General features: G+C 70.2%; 14 protein-coding genes. 6 read left to right on the forward strand and 8 right to left on the reverse strand.

The features are described from left to right. Nucleotides 1-11: 11 nt before the first annotated feature. From BLTE_RS02135 to petA, 4 genes are all read right to left on the reverse strand, one after another. A complete protein-coding gene (locus BLTE_RS02135) occupies nt 12-890 on the reverse strand; it encodes an S-methyl-5'-thioadenosine phosphorylase (RefSeq protein WP_126397170.1) in 879 nt (292 codons plus the stop codon). A 92-nt stretch (nt 891-982) separates the two neighbouring features. Further along, nucleotides 983-1,843 (reverse strand): cytochrome c1, encoded by an 861-nt coding sequence (locus BLTE_RS02140; protein WP_126397172.1) that lies wholly within the window; start codon nt 1,841-1,843, stop codon nt 983-985. A gap of 20 nt (nt 1,844-1,863) precedes the next feature. After that, nucleotides 1,864-3,123 (reverse strand): cytochrome b, encoded by a 1,260-nt coding sequence (locus BLTE_RS02145; RefSeq protein WP_126397174.1) that lies wholly within the window; start codon nt 3,121-3,123, stop codon nt 1,864-1,866. A gap of 32 nt (nt 3,124-3,155) precedes the next feature. Further along, nucleotides 3,156-3,698, reverse strand: coding sequence for a ubiquinol-cytochrome c reductase iron-sulfur subunit (petA, locus tag BLTE_RS02150; protein ID WP_126397176.1), 543 nt, complete (start codon nt 3,696-3,698; stop codon nt 3,156-3,158). Nucleotides 3,699-3,983: 285 nt separating this feature from the next. On the opposite strand from petA, the gene BLTE_RS18365 reads away from it, so the two are divergent. The 3 genes from BLTE_RS18365 to BLTE_RS17955 all read left to right on the forward strand — a co-directional run bounded on the left by BLTE_RS18365 (nt 3,984) and on the right by BLTE_RS17955 (nt 5,853). Next, a complete protein-coding gene (locus BLTE_RS18365; protein ID WP_197723257.1) occupies nt 3,984-4,457 on the forward strand; it encodes a tRNA (cytidine(34)-2'-O)-methyltransferase in 474 nt (157 codons plus the stop codon). 52 nt (nt 4,458-4,509) lie between these two features. Continuing rightward, entirely contained in the window at nt 4,510-5,409 is a 900-nt protein-coding gene (hemF, locus tag BLTE_RS02160) for an oxygen-dependent coproporphyrinogen oxidase (protein ID WP_126397180.1), read from the forward strand. A gap of 246 nt (nt 5,410-5,655) precedes the next feature. Beyond that, the gene (locus BLTE_RS17955) at nt 5,656-5,853 is read left to right on the forward strand and encodes a YodC family protein (protein ID WP_160140484.1); all 198 of its coding nucleotides are present in this window, start codon (nt 5,656-5,658) and stop codon (nt 5,851-5,853) included. 89 nt (nt 5,854-5,942) lie between these two features. Here BLTE_RS17955 and BLTE_RS02170 read toward each other — a convergent pair whose 3' ends face one another. From BLTE_RS02170 to BLTE_RS02185, 4 genes are read right to left on the reverse strand one after another with little or no spacing between them, the layout of a single operon-like run. Further along, nucleotides 5,943-7,202: a CCA tRNA nucleotidyltransferase gene (locus BLTE_RS02170; protein WP_126397207.1), complete on the reverse strand. Its 1,260-nt coding sequence runs from the start codon at nt 7,200-7,202 to the stop codon at nt 5,943-5,945. Beyond that, on the reverse strand, nt 7,199-7,462 hold the full coding sequence (locus BLTE_RS02175) for a DUF6111 family protein (protein WP_126397209.1): 264 nt from the start codon (nt 7,460-7,462) through the stop codon (nt 7,199-7,201). The genes BLTE_RS02170 and BLTE_RS02175 overlap by 4 nt, the downstream gene beginning before the upstream one ends. Beyond that, entirely contained in the window at nt 7,462-8,118 is a 657-nt protein-coding gene (locus tag BLTE_RS02180; protein WP_244600080.1) for a CoA pyrophosphatase, read from the reverse strand. The genes BLTE_RS02175 and BLTE_RS02180 overlap by 1 nt, the downstream gene beginning before the upstream one ends. Further along, nucleotides 8,115-8,738, reverse strand: coding sequence for a DUF1285 domain-containing protein (locus tag BLTE_RS02185; RefSeq protein ID WP_483189280.1), 624 nt, complete (start codon nt 8,736-8,738; stop codon nt 8,115-8,117). The genes BLTE_RS02180 and BLTE_RS02185 overlap by 4 nt, the downstream gene beginning before the upstream one ends. A 166-nt stretch (nt 8,739-8,904) precedes the next feature. Between BLTE_RS02185 and BLTE_RS02190 the strand changes: the two genes are divergently transcribed. From BLTE_RS02190 to BLTE_RS02200, 3 genes are read left to right on the forward strand one after another with little or no spacing between them, the layout of a single operon-like run. Continuing rightward, entirely contained in the window at nt 8,905-9,909 is a 1,005-nt protein-coding gene (locus BLTE_RS02190) for an AAA family ATPase (RefSeq protein WP_126397211.1), read from the forward strand. Beyond that, nucleotides 9,906-10,844 (forward strand): DUF58 domain-containing protein, encoded by a 939-nt coding sequence (locus BLTE_RS02195; RefSeq protein ID WP_126397213.1) that lies wholly within the window; start codon nt 9,906-9,908, stop codon nt 10,842-10,844. Before BLTE_RS02190 ends, BLTE_RS02195 begins: the two co-directional genes overlap by 4 nt. After that, the gene (locus BLTE_RS02200; RefSeq protein WP_126397215.1) at nt 10,844-13,687 is read left to right on the forward strand and encodes a DUF4159 domain-containing protein; all 2,844 of its coding nucleotides are present in this window, start codon (nt 10,844-10,846) and stop codon (nt 13,685-13,687) included. Before BLTE_RS02195 ends, BLTE_RS02200 begins: the two co-directional genes overlap by 1 nt. The last annotated feature ends 226 nt before the right edge of the window (nt 13,688-13,913 follow it).

Genomic DNA, 13,913 nt, shown 5'->3' on the forward strand with positions numbered 1-13,913 from the left:
GTGTCTTCGTCTCACGCGCTCTTCAGCACGCGCCCGGCCACCGCGTCGAGCTTGCCGAGCAGCAGCGGATCGCGGGCGTCGGGCGCGGTGATGATGGCGTGGTCGAGCGCCCGGTCGGAGCCGATCGGGCAGCGCTCGTGCTCGGCCGGGAAGTCGCGCGCCAGCCGCCCGGCCAGCCGCTTCGCCTTCTCGGCGTTCTCGGTCAGCACGCGGATGATGTCGGTGACGGTGACGGCGTCGTGGTCGGGGTGCCAGCAGTCGTAGTCGGTGACCATGCACACGCTGGCATACGAGATCTCGGCCTCGCGGGCGAGCTTGGCCTCGGGCATGTTGGTCATGCCGATCACGTCATAGCCGGCGGCCTTGTAGCTGAGGCTCTCGGCCAGCGTGGAGAACTGCGGCCCCTCCATGCACACATAGGTGCCGCCCTTCACCGCCGCGATGCCCTCGGCGGCGGCGGCGGCGGCGACGCGCTCCACCAGCTTCGGCGCCACCGGATGGGCCATCGAGACATGGGCGACGCAGCCGCGGCCGAAGAACGAGGAGGCGCGGCGCGTGGTGCGGTCGACGAACTGGTCGACCAGCACGAAGGTGCCCGGCGCCAGCTCTTCCTTGAACGAGCCGCAGGCCGACAGCGACACGAGGTCGGTGACGCCGGCGCGCTTCAGGCAGTCGATATTGGCCCGGTAGTCGATGTCGGTCGGCGACAGGCGGTGGCCGACGTCGTGGCGCGACAGGAACACGATCTCGGTCGTGCCGATGCGCCCGCGCTTGAGCCTTGAGGACGGCGTGCCCCACGGACTGCGGATGTCGATCTCCTCGACGCCCTCCAGTCCGGGCAGGTCGTAGATGCCCGAACCGCCAATGATCCCCAGCACGGCTTTGGTCATGTGAACTACTCCGCAACAACAGAAAAAAGGGGCCCGTCGCCGGGCCCCTCCGTCTCGGTTCGATCAGCAGCGCGGCGCCGAACGGCCGCGCATCAGGCGTGGCCCTTCACCTGCCGCCACACCGTCCATTTGGTGGCATAGAGCAGGCCGGCGAAGATCACCAGGAAGCCCAGCACGTACCAGCCGAGCCGCTTGCGCACGTCGAGCGAGGGCTCGGCCGCCCACATCAGGAATGCCGCAACGTCCTTGGAGTACTGGAGCTGGGTTTCCGGCGTGCCGTCGCCATAGGTGACGAGGCCGTCGGCCAGCGGCGGCGCCATGCCGATGATGTGGCCGGGGAAGTACTTGTTGTAGAACGAGCCGTCCGGCACCTTGAAGCCTTCCGGCGCATCCTCGTAGCCGTTGAGCAGAGCGACGATGTAGTCGACGCCGTTCTCATTGTACTGGGTGAAGATGTCGGTGACCCAGTTGGGGAAGCCGCGCTCGAAGGTGCGGGCCTTGGCGATCACCGACTGGTCCGGCGGCAGCGCGCCATTGTGCATGACGCGGGCCGCTGCTTCGTTCGCATACTGCGAGGGGAAGCGGTCGGCGAGACGCGGGGCGCGCTCGATCGGGTCGCCCTTGTCGTTGATGTCCTTGACCTGGATCGGCCAGCCGGCGGCGATCTGCTGCACCTCCTCCAGCGGCAGTTCCGGCCCGCCCGGTTCGGCGAGGTTGCGGAACGCCACCTTCTCGAGGGTGTGGCAGGAGACGCAGACGGTCTGGAACACCTTGAAGCCGCGCCGGAGCTGGTCCTTGTCGTACTGGCCGAAGAAGCCGGCGAACGACCACTCCTGCAGGTGCGGCGTGTCGCCGCCCGCCGCCTTCGCCGGCAGGGAGGAGACACCCAGGGACGAGACGGCCAGGCCGAGCGCCAGGGCGAGCGGGGCCGCGAAGCGGAACTTGATGGTCATGTCGAGATCTCCCGCTCCGCTCAGCGATTCATCAGCCGGGCGTAGAGGCTTGGCCGCTCGTGGCGGAGCCTCACCGCTTCGCTGATCGACTCCGGCAGCGGTTTCGGCTTTTCGAAATAGCCGAGCGCCGGAATGATGATGAAGAAGTGGGCGAAGTACCAGACCGTGGCCACCTGGGAGAGCGTCGGGAAGATGCCTTCCGGCGGCTTGGCGCCGAGCCAGCCGAGGAAGATGCAGTCCGCCACGAAGATCCAGAAGAACACCCGGTACCACGGACGGTAGGCCGCCGACTTGACCTTCGAGCCGTCGAGCCACGGCAGGAACATCAGCACGATCAGCGCGCCGAACATCGCGATCACGCCGCCGAGCTTATCGGGCACGGCGCGCAGGATGGCGTAGAACGGCAGCAGGTACCATTCCGGCACGATGTGCGCCGGCGTCACGCCCGGATTGGCCGGGATGTAGTTGTCGGCGTGGCCGAGATAGTTCGGCACGTAGAACACGAACCAGGCGAAGGCGATGAAGCACACGCCGATCGCCACCGCGTCCTTGGTCAGCGCGAACGGCGTGAAGCGGACGGTGTCGTCCGGCGTCTTGGGGTCGACATTGTCCGGATTGGTCTGGCCGGTGACGTGCAGCGCCCAGACGTGGAGGATGACCACGCCGACGATGACGAACGGCAGCAGATAGTGCAGCGAGTAGAAGCGGGTGAGCGTCGGGTTGCCGACCGCATAGCCGCCCCACAGCCACGTCACGATCGGATCGCCGACATAGGGGATGGCCGAGAACAGGTTGGTGATGACGGTGGCGCCCCAGAAGCTCATCTGGCCCCACGGCAGCACGTAGCCCATGAAGGCGGTGGCCATCATCAGGATCAGGATGATGACGCCGAGGATCCACAGGATCTCGCGCGGCTCCTTGTACGAGCCGTAATACATGCCGCGGAAGGTGTGCACATAGACGGCGAAGAAGAAGAACGACGCGCCGTTCATGTGGATGTAGCGGATCAGCCAACCGAAGTTGACGTCGCGCATGATGTGTTCGATTGACGCGAACGCCATCTTTTCATGCGGGATGTAGTGCATCGCCAGCACCACGCCGCTCACGATCTGCACGATCAGGAAGACCGCGAGAATGGCGCCGAAGGCGTAGGCGTAGTTGATGTTCTTCGGCACCGGAAACGCGACGAACTGATCGTACACCATGCGTACGATCGGCAGGCGCGTGTCGAGCCAGCGCTCGATCCCCGTGCGGGGCTGATAACTCGAATGTCCGCTCATGGCTTGGACTCTCACCTCGTCTCGCGCGTGTTTCAGGCGCTGGCACCCGCGCCGATGCGGATCTTGGTGTTATCGACGAATTCGTAGGGCGGCAGCGGCAGGTTCAGCGGCGCCGGTCCCCGGCGAACGCGGCCGGCGGTGTCGTAGGCCGAGCCGTGGCACGGGCAGAACCAGCCGCCCCAATCGCCCTGATGGCCGAGCGGAATGCAGCCCAGATGCGTGCAGCTTGCATAGACGACCAGCCACTGCTCCTTGCCGGGCTTGACGCGGGCGCTGTCGGGCGCCGGATCGATCAGCGTGGCGGGGTCGACCGCCTGCTCGTCGGCGATCTCCTTGGGCGTGCGGTGACGCACGAAGATCGGCTTGCCGCGCCAGAACACGCGGATGATCTGGCCTTCCGCCACCGGCGAAAGATCAAGGTCGATCGGTGCCCCGGCCGCGATCGTTGCAGCGTCCGGATTCATCTGATGAATGAAGGGCCAAGCCACTGCCGCTACGCCGACTGCCCCCATGGCGGCGGTCGCGACGTAGAGGAAATCCCGGCGAGTGGATTCGGCCGTATCGGAACTGGCCACGGTATGTCCTTTCGGTCTGTCCGAGCTGGTCGGTCTGATCGCTACGCGGACGCGTTGCGCGCTCCGCTCACTCCGAGACTCGCGCCCCCACGAGCTCTATCGCCGAAAGCATGGTCGGCCCTGCCGAACGTTAAAGTCCGACATTGCCCGCTCCGGCAAATTTCTCATGGCACCGCGTGCCGACCTTGTCTAGAGGGCGTGGTCGGACCACCGTCAACATTGTTTGACACCTGTCGCAACGCGGGTTCATTCCGAAGTGGACAACGCCAACAGCGCTCAAATTTCTTGCACATTGCCCTTTTTCAGCCCGACATTCCGCAGAACGCCGGCACGCTGGCGCGGCTTTGCGCCTGCCTCGGCGTGCCGCTCGCCATCATCGAGCCGGCCGGCTTTCCCACCACCGACCGCGCCTTCCTGCGCGCCGGCATGGACTATCTCGATCTCGCCGCGATCACCCGCCACGCCTCGTTTTCCGCGTTCGAGGACTGGCGCCGGGCGGCGGGCCGCCGCCTCGTGCTGTTTACCACGACGGCAGATCGTTCATTTCTCGACTTCAGCTTTGCAGGCAGCGACGTGCTGCTGTTCGGCCGCGAGTCCGCCGGCGCGCCCGAGCACGTGCACGCGGCCGCCGATGCGCGGCTGACCATTCCGATGGTGAACGGCGTGCGCTCGCTTAACGTCGCGGTGGCGGCGGCGATGGCGCTCACCGAGGCGCTGCGCCAGACCGGCGGCTTCCCGCCCCCCGGCGCCGGGCGTTGACGGCCGGCCGCTCCGGCTTAAGCATCACATTGAGAAGATCGGGAGACCGGCGATGGCTGTCGACGCAACCGAGACGGAAGCGCGAAAAGAGCGCGCGAAGGCGTGGTTCGAGGAATTGCGCGATCGCATCTGCCTCGCATTCGAGGATCTCGAACAGGAGGCGCCGGGGCCGTTCGCCGCCGAGGGCGCGCGGCCGGGGCGGTTCGAGCGCACGCCGTGGGCGCGCACCGACCATTCCGGCGCGCCGGGCGGCGGCGGGGTGATGTCGATCCTGCGCGGGCGGGTGTTCGAGAAGGTCGGCGTCCATGTCTCGACCGTGTTCGGCGAGTTCTCGCCGGAATTCCGCTCCGAGATCCCGGGGGCGGAGGCCGATCCGCGGTTCTGGGCCTCGGGCCTGTCGCTGATCGCCCATCCCGCCAATCCGCACGTGCCGACCGCCCACATGAACACGCGCTTCGTGGTCACGGCGAAGTCGTGGTTCGGCGGCGGGGCGGACCTGACGCCGATGCTGGCCGGCCGGCGCAGCCAGGACGACCCCGACACCCGCGCCTTCCATGCCGCCATGCGCCAAGCCTGCGAGCGCCACGCCGGGGTGGCGAACTACGACAAGTTCAAGATGTGGTGCGACGACTATTTCTTCCTCAAGCACCGCAACGAGCCGCGCGGCGTCGGCGGGATCTTCTTCGACTGGCTCGACAATGGCGACTGGGAGGCCGATTTCGCCTTCGTGCGCCGGGTCGGCGAGGCGTTTCTCTCAGCCTATCCGCCGATCGTGCGCGCCAACTGGGCGACCCGCTGGAGCGGGGCCGAGCGGGCCGAGCAGCTTCAGCGGCGCGGCCGCTACGTCGAGTTCAACCTGCTCTACGACCGCGGCACGCTGTTCGGGCTGAAGACCGGCGGCAATGTCGACGCCATCCTGTCGTCGATGCCGCCGATGGTGGCGTGGCCGTGAGGCCGGGACGGCCAAGGTTCGCAGGGTCAAGGTTCGCACGGTCAAGGTGGGCACGGTCAAGTTTCGCCCTTGCCTGCCGGCGCGATGGCGAACAGCATCGGCGGCGAACGCCCATGGTGCCGATTCGTCCCGGCCGGCGCGCGGCCGGGACCGGCCGTCGCGAGCCGGCCGTCGAGTGGTGACAGGGTGGCTGCGCTGTTGACTGCCGGAATGGACTGCCAGAATAGACGACTAGGAGAGATTGTCATGAAGTTCGAGATCGGTGATATCGCCCAGCTCAAATCGGGCGGCCCGCTGCTGACCGTCAGCAGTGTTGAGAAGAATGCCATCCAGTGCGTGTATTTCGCCGATGAGATTGGCGAATTCCGTACCTATGATTTTGCGCCGGCGCTGCTCGTCCATGTCGAGATCGAGGACGCCGAGGAGGAAGAAGAGGAAGACTGAACCCGCTGCAGAGGCGGGGGATCGTCGCGATCGCCGGCAGCTTCAAGGGTGGGAGTGGGGAGGAGGGGCCGAGCCGCTCCGCCGCCCCGTCACTCCGGGCAGCCCAGCCCCACCGTCGCATCGATGATGCGGGCGATCGCGTCCGGCGCCATGGGGAAGCCTGCGGCGATCCAGGCCGCCTCGGCCTGCGCCAGCGCCTGCCCCAAAACGGGGCCGGGCTTCAGGCCGCGGGCCATCAGGTCGGCGGCCTTGATCGGGCAGGGCTGTGGCGTCCAGCGCTGCGGCAGGTCGAGCCGGTCCGCCCACGAAGGCGCGTCGGCGGCATCGCCCGACATTGCGAGGGCGGCAAGCACGACGTCGCGATAGTCCGGCGCCCCCAGCCGGTAGAGAAGCGTGCGCGCCTCCTCGACGGTCATCGCGATGGCGTGACGCCAGTGCGCGGCGATCCGCGTCAGCCGCCTTGTCTCGTCATTGGCGAGGCGCAGCCGGTCGTGCAGGCGGGCCGCGTCCTCCTCGATGCGCACCGCCAGCACCGCCAGCCGCCGCACCGGATCGGGGGCGAGGCCCTGCGCCGCCTCGATGGCGGCGAGGCGGGCGAAGGGGATCGGCGTGGCGATGCCGCCGAGCACGGCATGGATCAGCCCGGTCTCGGCCATCACCTGCAATGTCGGCCCGGCGTCCGGCGCCTTGAACAGCTTCATCAGCTCCAGCCGGATGCGCTCGCGCGACAGTTTTGCGAGACCCGCCCGCTCGGCGAGGCAGGCGTGGAGGCCGGCAGCGTCCGGCGCGCCCACCCCATAGCCGGCGTGGAAGCGGAAGAAGCGCAGGATGCGCAGATAGTCCTCGCGGATGCGGGTGACGGGATCGCCGATGAACCGCACCCGGCGCCGCGCCAGATCGTCGAAGCCGCCGATCGGGTCATAGACGTGGCCGGTGCGGTCGGCCGAGAAGGCGTTGATGGTGAAGTCGCGGCGCCGCGCATCGGCCTCCCAGTCGCGGCCGAAGGCGACCACGGCGCGCCGTCCGTCGGTCTCGACATCCTGGCGCAGCGTCGTCACCTCGATGCCGACGCCATCGGCCACCACCGTCACCGTGCCGTGGTCGAGCCCGGTCGGCACCGGCTTCAGCCCGGCGGCGAGGGCGCGGCGCATCACCTCGTCCGGGGTGGCGGTGGTGGCGATGTCGATGTCGCCGGGCGGCTGGCCCATCAGGGCGTTGCGGACCGCACCGCCGACCACCCGCGCCTCCTCGCCGTCGCGGTCGAGCACCGCCAGCACCCGGGCCGGCGGCCCGTCGAACAGCCAGGCGGCACCGGCCAGCGAGGGGACGAGGGCGGTGGAACCGGTCATCGGAACTGGCCCGGCACCACCCGGCCATCCTCGATGTGGGGCGGAATGTAGGTCGAGCCGGCGGGCGCGCGCTCGAACTGGGTGAGCAGCAGCAGGCCGGTCACGGTCAGGATCACCGCCAGCCCGCCGCACCACACCAGCACCGGCACGGTCCAGCTCTCGGCGGAGCGCAGCGGCCGGCGGCGAATGGCGAGATAGATCGCGTAGGCCGCGAACGGGGCGAGGAACAGCCCGGCCTGGATGAGAAAGGTGCGGAGCATCAGCGATAGACCCGTTCCCAGAGGTTGCGGAGAATCCCGGCGGTGACGCCCCAGATATAGCGGTCGCCGAACGGCATGGCGTAGTAGGTACGCTCCCGGCCTTTCCACAGGCGCGAATGCTGCAGGTGGTGCGCCGGCTCCATCAGGAAGGCGAGCGGCACCTCGAACGCCTCGTCCACCTCGTGCGGGTTGATCATGAGATCGAAGGGCGGCCGCACCACCGCCACCACCGGCAGGATGCGAAAGCCGGTGCGCGACAGATAGGTGTCGAGCAGCCCCAACGGCGCGACGCGGGCAGGGTCGAGCCCGATCTCCTCCTCGGCCTCGCGCAGCGCCGTGGCGATCGGGGTTTGGTCGGCCGGGTCGATCTTGCCGCCGGGGAAGGCGATCTGGCCCGGGTGCTCGGGCAGCGCCGCCGAGCGCTGGGTGAGCAGCACGGTCGGCTCGGGGCGGGCGATCACCGGCACCAGCACGGCGGCCGGGCGCGGCGGCGGGCTGCCGGGGGGCATGGCCATCGACGGGTCGAGGTCGTGGTCGCCGCGGATCGCCGCCGGCTCGGCATGGTCCGCGCCCACCGGCAGCGGATGAAGCCGGGTCTCGACCCGCGCCAGGAAATCGGCCAGCGGGTCGGCTTCTCTCAGGTCAATATCGCTCACATCAACTCCGCGATCTCGGAGGTCGGCGCCATCGCAAAGAAGCCGCCGCCCGAGGCGATGCCGAACATCGCCCGGCCTTCGACCATCTGCTCCTCGCCCAGCGCCACGAGGTCGTAGAACAGCGGCCGGGTCAGGCGCGCCCACAGGCCGCGGCGCACGTGCAGGTAGGGCTTCAGGCCGCCGCTCGCCCCGGTCTCGAAGCGCAATGGATGCTCCGGGCCGCAGCGCACCACGTCGTCGACATTGGTGCGGAACACCAAGGTGCGCGGGCCGTTGCCGTCGTCCATTGCCATCTCGACCGCCAGGAAGGGCGAATCCTCGACCGTGATCCCGCATTTCTCGGCGGGCGTCACCAGAACATAGCGCTCGCCCTCGCGCTTGAGGATGGCGGCGAACAGCTTCACCAGCGCCGGCCGGCCGATCGGCGAGCCCTGGTAGAACCAGGTGCCGTCGCGGCCGATGCGCATGTCGATGTCGCCGCAGTCGGGCGGCGACCACGCCTCGAGCGGCGGCGGCCCCTTGGCGGCGCCGGCCGCGCGCATCAGCGCCTCCAGCCCGCCGGGGGCAGGGGCATCGCAAGGCTGCGGCGGCGGTTTCCCTGGTTCCGTCATCCGTGTCATGGTCATTCTATCTATCTGCTTCACCTGTATCTGCTTCACCTTTCTCGCGACAACGTGATCCCCGCATGGCAGCTTCGACCGCATTCACGGATAACGTAGTCTGGAACCCTGGGGATCGACGGCGGGGCGCCCTTTGCCCAGCCTGCGACAAGCGGAGATGATGCCGATGCCGGCGGAGACGACCGAAAGCCTGGATGCCCTGGTGGTGCGTGCCGCCGAAAGCACGGCCAACCATGTGCGCTCAGCCCGCGCCGCCATCGGCCAGGTGATCTTCGGCCAGGAGACGGTGGTCGAGCAGGCGCTGATCACCATCCTGTCGGGCGGCCACGCGCTCCTGGTCGGCGTGCCGGGCCTCGCCAAGACCAAGCTCGTCGATACGCTGGGTCTCGTGCTCGGGCTCGATGCAAGGCGCGTGCAGTTCACGCCCGATTTGATGCCCTCCGACATTCTGGGCTCGGAGGTGCTGGAGGAGAGCGCCACCGGCAAGCGGTCGTTCCGCTTCATCTCGGGGCCGGTGTTCGCCCAGCTCTTGATGGCCGACGAGATCAACCGCGCCAGCCCGCGCACCCAGTCGGCGCTGCTGCAGGCGATGCAGGAATATCACGTCACCATCGCTGGCCAGCGCCACGATTTGCCGAAGCCCTTCCACGTGCTCGCCACCCAGAACCCGCTGGAGCAGGAGGGCACCTATCCGCTGCCCGAGGCCCAGCTCGACCGCTTCCTGATGCAGATCGACGTCGACTATCCCGACCGCGAGGCCGAGCGGCGCATCCTGTTCGAGACCACCGGCGCCGAGGAGGCGCGGGCGCACGCGGCGATGACCGCCGAGGACCTGATGGCGGCGCAGCGCCTCGTCCGCCGCCTGCCGGCCGGCGAGTCGGTGGTGAATGCGGTGCTCGACCTCGTGCGCTCAGCCCGGCCGGGCGGCGAGGGCGGCTCGCCGCTCGGATCCGCCATCGCCTGGGGGCCGGGGCCGCGCGCCTCGCAGGCGCTGATGCTGGCGGTGCGCGCCCGCGCCCTGCTCGACGGCCGCTTCGCCCCCTCGGTCGATGACGTGCTGGCGCTGGCCGAGCCGATCCTCAAGCACCGCATGGCGCTCACCTTCCAGGCCCGCGCCGAGGGCGAGACGGTGGCCGGGGTCATCGCCAAGCTGAAAGCAAGGATCGGATGACCGGCGCGACACGCTTCGATGCCGCGCTGCGCCCGGCCGTCCAGGAGGCGGTGGGGCTGGCCGCAAGCCTGCCGCGCCTCGTGCTGGAGGCCCGCCGCATCGCCCAGACCGTGGTGCACGGCCTGCACGGCCGCCGCCGCGCCGGCTCGGGCGAAAATTTCTGGCAATACCGCCGCTTCGCCGATGGCGAGCCGGCGCTGCGGATCGACTGGCGGCGCTCGGCGCGCGACGATCATCTCTATGTGCGCGAGCAGGAATGGGAGGCCGCCCACACCGTGTGGATCTGGCCCGACCGCTCGCGCTCGATGGCCTTCGCCTCGAAGGGGATCGCTCAGACCAAGGGCGAGCGGGCGCTGGTGGTGGCGTTCGCGCTCGCCGACCTCCTGGTGCGCGGCGGCGAGCGGGTCGGCATGCCCGGCACGATGCGCCCCACCGCCAGCCGCAACGTCATTGAGCGCATGGCCGACGCGCTGCTGCATGCCGGCGACGGCGCCGAGAGCCTGCCGCCGCCGTTCGCCGCGCAGCCGCTGTCCGAGGCCGTGATCCTGTCCGACCTGTGGGAGCCGCTCGACAGCATCGCCGCGACCGTCGACCGCCTTGCCGCCCAGGGCCTGCATGGCCATCTGGTGCAGATCGTCGATCCGGCCGAGGAAACCTTCCCCTATGCCGGCCGCGTCGAGTTCCACGAGGAGGAGGCGGGCCTGACCATCACCGCCGGCCGCGCCGAGAGCTGGCGCCAGGACTATCAGACCCGCCTCGCCGCCCATCGCGAGGGGCTGAAGGCCATGGCGCTGGCGCACGGCTGGACCTTCGCCATCCACCGCACCGACCGGCCGGCGACCGAGCTGCTGCTGGCGCTGCACGCCCGCATGGGCGAGGGCCGTCCGGTCGCCAATCGCCGCAGCGCGAGCTTTGAGCCGGCGGAGCCCGCCTGATGCTGCCGCTCGCCTTCGCCTCGCCCGCACTCCTCTTCGCGCTCGCCGCGCTGCCGCTGCTGTGGTGGCTGTTGCGCTTCGTGCCGCCGCGGCCGCGCCGCGTCGCCTTTCCGCCGGCCCGCCTGCTGCTCGATGTCGAGCCGAAGGAGGAGACCCCGGCGCGCTCGCCGTGGTGGCTCCTGCTGCTGCGCCTGCTGCTCGCCGCGCTGGTGATCCTCGCCGCCGCCGGCCCGGTGTGGAACCCGCCGCCGGCCACCCGCGAGGCGGCCGGTCCGCTGGTGCTGCTGATCGACAATGGCTGGACGGCCGCCGCAAGCTGGGAGCGGCGCATGGCGGCGGCCGAAGCCGCGATCACCGAGGCCGAGGCGGGCGGGCGCGGCATCGCCGTGGTGCCAACCGCCGAGCCGCTGCGCGACGTCTCGATCCGCACGCCGAGCGAGGCGCGGGTGCGCCTGCGGGCGTTGAAGCCGCAGCCGTTCACGCCCGACCGCCGGGTGATCCTTCCGGGGCTCGAAAAACTTCTCTCTTCGGCCGGCGAGGCCGGGCTGGTGTGGCTGTCGGATGCCGCCGACACCGGCGACGGCGCGGCCTTCGTCACCGCGCTCGGCCGCCTTGCCGAGGGGCGGCCGGTCACCGTGCTGGCCGGCGGGCTGCCGCCGGCCCGGGCGCTGGCGGCCGCCGCCAATTCCGGCGCCGGCCTCAGCGTCACCGTGCTGCGCGCCAGCGCTGCGGGCGAGGCGTCCGGCATCGTGCGGGCGGTGGATCTGAAGGGCCTGCCGCTCGGCCAGGCGGTGTTCGCGTTCGCGGACGGGGCGCTGGAGGCCACCGCCACCTTCGACCTGCCGATCGAGATCCGGAACGACATCGCCCGGCTGGAGATCGTGGGCGAGCGTTCCTCCGGCGCGGTGCAGCTGCTCGACGAGCGCTGGCGGCGGCGCACGGTCGGCATCGTCACCGGCTCGACCGCCGACACCGCCCAGCCGCTGCTGGCCGGCGGTTTCTATCTCGGCCGCGCCATCGAGCCGTTCGCCGATGTGCGCCTCGCCGAGCGCACCTCGCCGAGCGAGGCGGTGGACCGCTTCATCGACATGGGCCTGCCGCTGATCGTGATGGCCGATGTCGGCACCCTCACCGGCGAGGCGCGCGACGCGCTGATCCGCTGGGTCGAGGCCGGCGGCATCCTGGTGCGCTTCGCCGGCCCGCGGCTCGCGGCCGGTGCCGACGAGCTGCTGCCGGTGCGGCTGCGCCCCGGCGGGCGGGTGCTGGGCGGCAAGCTCTCCTGGGAGCAGCCCCAGAAGATCGGCGGCTTCGCCAAGGAGGGGCCGTTCGCTGGCCTTGCGGTGCCCTCAGACGTCACCATCACCCGGCAGGTGCTGGCCGAGCCCGATGGCCTGCTGTTTGAGCGCACCTGGGCGGCGCTGACCGACGGCACGCCGCTGGTCACCGGCAGCAGGCACGGCAAGGGCGTCGTCGTGCTGTTCCATGTCGCGGCCGACACCTCATGGTCGGACCTGCCGCTGTCGGGCACCTTCGTCGAGATGCTGCGGCGGATCGTGGCGCTCGCCGGCTCCGGTGCCGGCCCCGCCAAGGGCGCGGGCACGGCGGCTGCCACCGGCGAGGCCGGCGCCACCGCCGCCGGCACGGTGCCGCCCGCCCGCCTGCTCGACGGTTTCGGCGCCTTCCAGCCGCCCGGTGCGGCGGCGAAGCCCTTGCCGGCCGGCTTCCGCGGCCGCGGCACGCCGGACAATCCGCCGGGCTTCTACGGCGTCGCCGAGGCGCTGGTGGCGGTCAACACGCTGGCGCCGCAGGACCGCCTCGCGCCGCTCGATCTCGCGCCGCTCGATGCGACGGTCGAGGCCTATCGGGCCGGCGATCCGATCGACCTGCGCCGGCACGTGCTGGCTTTGGCCTTCGGCCTGTTCCTGCTCGATGCGCTGATCGTGCTGGCGATGGCCGGCGGGCTGGCGCGGCTCGGCGCGGCGCGGCGGGCCTCGGGCGTCGCGGTGCTGATCGCGGCGGCGCTCGCGCTCGGTGCCGGCGACGTCAAGGCGCAAGGGGCGAAGGCCGCGCCGCCGCCGCCATCGGTCGATGAGTTCGCGCTGCACGCCGCGGCCAAGACGCGGCTCGCTTATGTCGTTACCGGCGATGCCGAGGTCGACCGCATCTCGCGCGCCGGGCTGGAGGGGCTGTCGCGCTTCCTCGCCCAGCGCACGGCGCTGGAATCGGCCGAGCCGATCGGCGTCGATCCGGCGCGCGACGAATTGGCGTTCTTTCCGCTGCTCTACTGGCCGGTGGTGCCGGGGGTACGGGCGCCGTCGCCGGAGACTTTGGCGCGCATCGACGCCTTCATGAAGAACGGCGGCACCATCCTGTTCGACACGCGCGATGCGCTGGAGGCGGCGCCATTGGAGCGCGGCGCCGCGACGCCGGGCATGGCCGGGCTGCGCACCATCCTGTCGGCGCTCGACATTCCGGCGCTGGAGCCGGTGCCGCGCGATCACGTGCTGACCAAGTCGTTCTACATCCTGCGCGACTTTCCCGGCCGCTACGCCTCCGGCCAGCTGTGGGTGGAGGCGCTGCCGGCGGCGAGCGGCGACGAGGATGCGCGGCCCGCGCGCTCGGGCGACGGCGTGTCGCCGATCCTCATCACCTCGAACGATCTGGCCGGCGCCTGGGCGATCGAGCGCAGCGGCGAGCCGATGCTGCCGCTGGTGCCGGGCGATCTGCGCCAGCGCGAGTTCGCCTACCGCGTCGGCGTCAACATCGTGATGTATGTGCTGACCGGCAGCTACAAGGCCGATCAGGTCCACATCCCGGCGCTGCTGGAACGGCTGGGGCAATGACGATGTTTCGCGGCGATCGGATCGGAATACACGTCGGCCGGGCGCCGCGCGCTCTTTCCCTCTCCCCTTGCGGGAGAGGGTGCCCGAGCGAAGCGAGGGCGGGTGAGGGGTGAATTTGAAACGTGAACCCGCATGCCCCCCTCACCCGGCTCGGACTTCGCGTTGCTCAGTCCTCGCCACCCTCTCCCGCAAGGGGAGAGGGAAGAAAGGAGCCGGGCCAATCGCC

Source organism: Blastochloris tepida (genome assembly GCF_003966715.1).
Taxonomy (GTDB): Bacteria; Pseudomonadota; Alphaproteobacteria; order Rhizobiales; family Xanthobacteraceae; genus Blastochloris; species Blastochloris tepida.